Genomic DNA, 3,971 nt, shown 5'->3' with positions numbered 1-3,971 from the left:
TCATCGCGGTGGCCGTACTCGTTCCTGCGGGCACCCCATCGGACCTCTCACCAGCACGAATCCGTCAACGATCAAGAACTACAGCTGCCGGGTCAATGCCGCTGTGCGGGGAGGAACAAGGACTGTGCGAGCCACGACAAGGACCTTCTGACCGCCTCTCGACATCCTTGGAACGACCACACAGAGCGGATTCACTTCCACGAAGCGAGAAGGAGATACACACATGCGCGCACGTCTGTTGCTCACCGGCATAGCTCTGGGAGCCACCATGCTGGCAGGGGGCGCTGCCACCGCACAGGCAGCCCCCGCAACCCCCTCCCAGACCGACATCACAGCGACAGTGCCTGGGAGCTGGAGGTACATCGGCACCGGCAGCGAGTCGTGGTGCTATTCGATGGTGGCGTCCTACGCCGGCCCCGCCTACTGCAGCTCGGTCGGCAGCGGCCGGTACGCGCTCTACGTATGGGTCGCGTAATCACCCCTTCGTGTCGGGCTGCCTAGCGAAGCATCGGTCTCATCGTTGATTCGCCGCACCGCGAACGCCTGCGGGAGCCCTCCGGTGACACGGTTACGAGCCGGGTCCGGCCTCGACGTCGGAGGCCGGACCCGGCTCGCCGTGAAAGGGAGCGGCGCTTCCGGGTGACCAGCACCCTCCGCGCCATGAGGCGAACCGTTCTCCTGTGATCACGGCCTGGCCCAGCCCACTCCGACTTGGGCGAGCGCGGCAAGCTGGGCGGCGTCGAGCCGGCCAGGGCCTGTACGCCCTTGTGAAAGGCTTCCGCGCCGCGGCCGGACGTGGATGCCGTACCCAACTTCGCCGCCGGGAGATCGTCAACGCCCTGCTGTACCAGAGCCTCACCGGCTGGCGATGCGGCGACCTTGTCGAGCGTAGTGTTTCGAGCGTAGTATCTCGAAACATGTCTCTCGAACAATCACGTCAGCCCTCAGACCACCCTGGGACTGACGCGCGTCCGGTCCGTCCACTTGCGGACCCCAAGACGATGAGGGCGGTGGCGCATCCGACTCGGCTCGCGCTCTTGGAGGCGCTTGCCCAGCGCGAACCGCTCACGGCGACGGAAGCCGCCGAGATGATCGGGGAGACCCCGACGAACTGCGCGTTCCACCTGCGAAACCTGGCCAAGTACGGCTTCGTCGAGGAAGCCGGTGACGCGCCCGGCCGACGCCGGCCGTGGCGGCTCAGACACATCGGTTTCTCCTTCGGCGAATCCTCAGGGGACGCGGAGATGTCCCACGCCTCCGAGGCCCTGGCCCACCTGCTGTGGGAGACGTGGCTCAACCGGGCTAGCACGGTCAACGCCCGCCGCTCCCAGTTCTCCGGGGCCTGGCAGCAGGTGACCAGCGGCATCGAGAACCTGGCCTACGTCACGCCCGATGAGGCCGAGCAACTGAACGCCGACCTGCTCCAGGTCCTCGACCGCTACCGGGACCGCCTGGAGGACCCGTCGCGTCGCCCTGCCGACAGCCTGCCGGTCGAGTTGCTCCTGTTCAGCTACCCGCTCGACGCGACCAAGCCGGAGGCATGACCGCTATGCGCAAGCTGCTGGCCAACCGCAACGCCCGGCTCTACATAGCGGGGCAGATCCTGTCGACCTTCGGAGACTCGGCCCTGTGGCTGGCTCTGGGTATCTGGATCAAGATGCTCACTGGGAGTGCCTCGGCCGCGGGCCTGTCGTTCTTCATGTTCGCGCTCGGTACCCTGGCCGGGCCCGTAGGAGGCGTACTCGCCGACCGGATGCGCCGCCGACCGCTACTGATCGCCACCAACCTGGCCACCGCAGCGTTCGTCCTGCTCCTGCTGCTGGTCCAGGACCGGGGCCAGGTATGGCTGATCTACGTCGTGATGTTCGGCTACGGCTTGTCCGCCAGTGTGCTGGGGCCAGCACAGACTGGCTTGCTGCAGACCGTGGTCCCCGAGGAGCTTCTCGGAGACGCGAACAGCGCCATGCAGACGGCAGAGTGGGGGCTGCGGCTGGTCACGCCCCTCCTCGGCGCCGCGCTGCTCGCCGCTTTCGGCGCGACTCCGGTAATCATCGGTGACGTGGTGACCTTCCTGGTCGCCGTCACCACCCTGCTCGCCCTACGCGTGCGCGACGAGCCGTCGACACCGTCCGAACAGCACTGGCTGGCCGAAGCGGCTGCCGGCGCCCGCCACATCCGCGACACCGCTGCCCTGCGGCAACTCACCATGGTCGGCACGCTCATCATGATCGTATTCGGGCTCTCGGAAACAACTGTCTTCGCCGTGGTCAGCCAGGGGCTGCACCGTCCGGACGCCTTCCTGGGGGTCCTCATCTCAGCCCAGGGAGTCGGCGCGGTCGCCGCCGGCCTCACAGCGGCCGCGCTGATGCGGCGTCTCAGCGAAGGCATCCTTGTCGCCCTGGGCCTGGCCTGTGCCACGGTCGGCTTCCTGCTGCTGGCAGCGTCCTCGACGCCAGCCGTGCTCGTGGGCGCCGCGCTCATCGGTTCAAGCCTGCCGTGGATCACTGTGGGCATCATGACCCTCTTTCAGCGACGCACACCGCCAGAGCTGATGGGCAGGACGGACGCGGCACTCAACCTGGTCCTCTCCATCCCGCAGACGGTCGCGATCGCCACGGGCGCCGCGCTGATCGCCGTCATGGACTACCGGATCGTTCTGCTGGTCATCGCGAGCCTGGCTGCCCTGTCGTCGATCTACCTGCTCACCCGACCCGAGCAGCGCCGCAGTGTCGACACCGAACCGGCGAGGGCCACCGCTGACATCACCCCATAGGCCCGCCGACGTCGGCGACCGCGATGGATTGGCCCGACCCGCTCCTCTACCAGGCCGCCCGTGTGCACGTGCTGGTATCCCCGATTTCCGGCCACCGCGCGCCGCTCGGCTGCGATCGTCGCGCGCGAGTCGAGACGAGGATCAAGGAGTCGGGCGTGCCCACCAACTTTCTCAGCGAGGAACAGCGCAGGCGCTTCGGCAACGGCCGTGGGACTGGTAAGCCCGCATGTTGAGGTGTCGCGTATTCCCTACCGCCGAGAGCTCGGCCTCACGTTGAGTAGCGTGAGACCGAGCTGCGGGCGGCTCCTACTCCTCGTCGAGGAGGATGTTGGCGAGTTCTTCCACCTTCTCGGTGATGACCTGGAGCTTCTCAGCGTCCCGCGAGGTGTTCATGCGGCGAAGTGCGACCTCGGCCGCCTTGCTGCTGCCGTCGCGGAACACGGCGTCGACGACGGCGGCAGCAGGAGTGCCGCGCTTATAGAGAGTGATGACGGCGTACTGCTCACTGGGGATATCGGCGGGCAGGTGGGCGAGTCCGAGACCGTCGAGGCGACGGCTGATGCTGGCACGGACATGAACGCCGAGGCGGCCGGCCTGCTCCAGGTCACGCAGAAGCCACATGACGACGCGAAGAACGCCGCCGGACTCTTCGACGGCGTGCCGCAGTTCCTCCCAGCTCTCGACCTGGCCGCCAGCGTCGCCTGCGGTGAGGTCGAACACAGGTGTAGCCATAAGGATCCCCCCAACTTTGAAGTCAAAGAAAAATTCTGACTTCAGATTATCCTTGCGGATTTGTTTCGTCTAGAGGCTGGTGCCGACCAGCCGATCGCTAGTGGTCGCCCCCGACGTACGGGGAACATCCGCACCGGCGCCAGCTCTTCGAGCGCGAGCCCCTGCGCGACGTGCAGCCATGGCAAACGCTGGAATTCTCCGGCAGCGCCGACGAAGCGCGCCTCGATTCGACTGGTCGCCGCGATGGCATCCGTCGGCGGCAAGAGGGTGTCCATGACCACCAGCCAACATCGACTCAGTTGAACTGCACACTGTCCACTTAGAGTGCAGTACGCGAGGTTATGACCGTTTCGCGCTTGGGGTTGGGTGAGGGGGGCTGGTCAGCGGGGCGGGGCGGTGGTCAGGGGCGGGGCTGGGCGAACAGGCCGGGTTCGGGTTCGGTGAGGATGCCCCGTGTGACCAGGCG

General features: G+C 66.8%; 5 protein-coding genes. 3 read left to right on the top strand and 2 right to left on the bottom strand.

Going from position 1 to position 3,971, the window contains the following annotated elements; genetic code table 11:
• Positions 1–223 precede the first annotated feature (223 nt).
• The 3 genes from ACGFSA_RS34895 to ACGFSA_RS34885 all read left to right on the top strand — a co-directional run bounded on the left by ACGFSA_RS34895 (position 224) and on the right by ACGFSA_RS34885 (position 2,773).
• Entirely contained in the window at positions 224–475 is a 252-nt protein-coding gene (locus ACGFSA_RS34895; RefSeq protein ID WP_393310164.1) for a hypothetical protein, read from the top strand.
• 535 nt (positions 476–1,010) lie between these two features.
• On the top strand, positions 1,011–1,544 hold the full coding sequence (locus tag ACGFSA_RS34890) for a winged helix-turn-helix domain-containing protein (protein ID WP_393310162.1): 534 nt from the start codon (positions 1,011–1,013) through the stop codon (positions 1,542–1,544).
• Positions 1,541–2,773 (top strand): MFS transporter, encoded by a 1,233-nt coding sequence (locus ACGFSA_RS34885; protein ID WP_393310160.1) that lies wholly within the window; start codon positions 1,541–1,543, stop codon positions 2,771–2,773. The genes ACGFSA_RS34890 and ACGFSA_RS34885 overlap by 4 nt, the downstream gene beginning before the upstream one ends.
• 306 nt (positions 2,774–3,079) lie before the next feature.
• On the opposite strand, the gene ACGFSA_RS34880 is transcribed toward ACGFSA_RS34885, so the two are convergent.
• Both ACGFSA_RS34880 and ACGFSA_RS34875 read right to left on the bottom strand, forming a co-directional pair.
• Positions 3,080–3,505 (bottom strand): hypothetical protein, encoded by a 426-nt coding sequence (locus ACGFSA_RS34880; protein WP_393310158.1) that lies wholly within the window; start codon positions 3,503–3,505, stop codon positions 3,080–3,082.
• 41 nt (positions 3,506–3,546) lie between these two features.
• Positions 3,547–3,780, bottom strand: a complete 234-nt coding sequence (locus ACGFSA_RS34875; protein ID WP_393310156.1) for a hypothetical protein — start codon at positions 3,778–3,780, stop codon at positions 3,547–3,549.
• Between the last annotated feature and the right edge of the window lie 191 nt (positions 3,781–3,971).

It is taken from the genome of Streptomyces sp. NPDC048496 (assembly GCF_043200055.1).
Lineage (GTDB): Bacteria > Actinomycetota > Actinomycetes > Streptomycetales > Streptomycetaceae > Streptomyces.
Note: the sequence above shows the minus strand (reverse complement) of the source record. Positions and strands in the feature narration are given on the sequence as shown.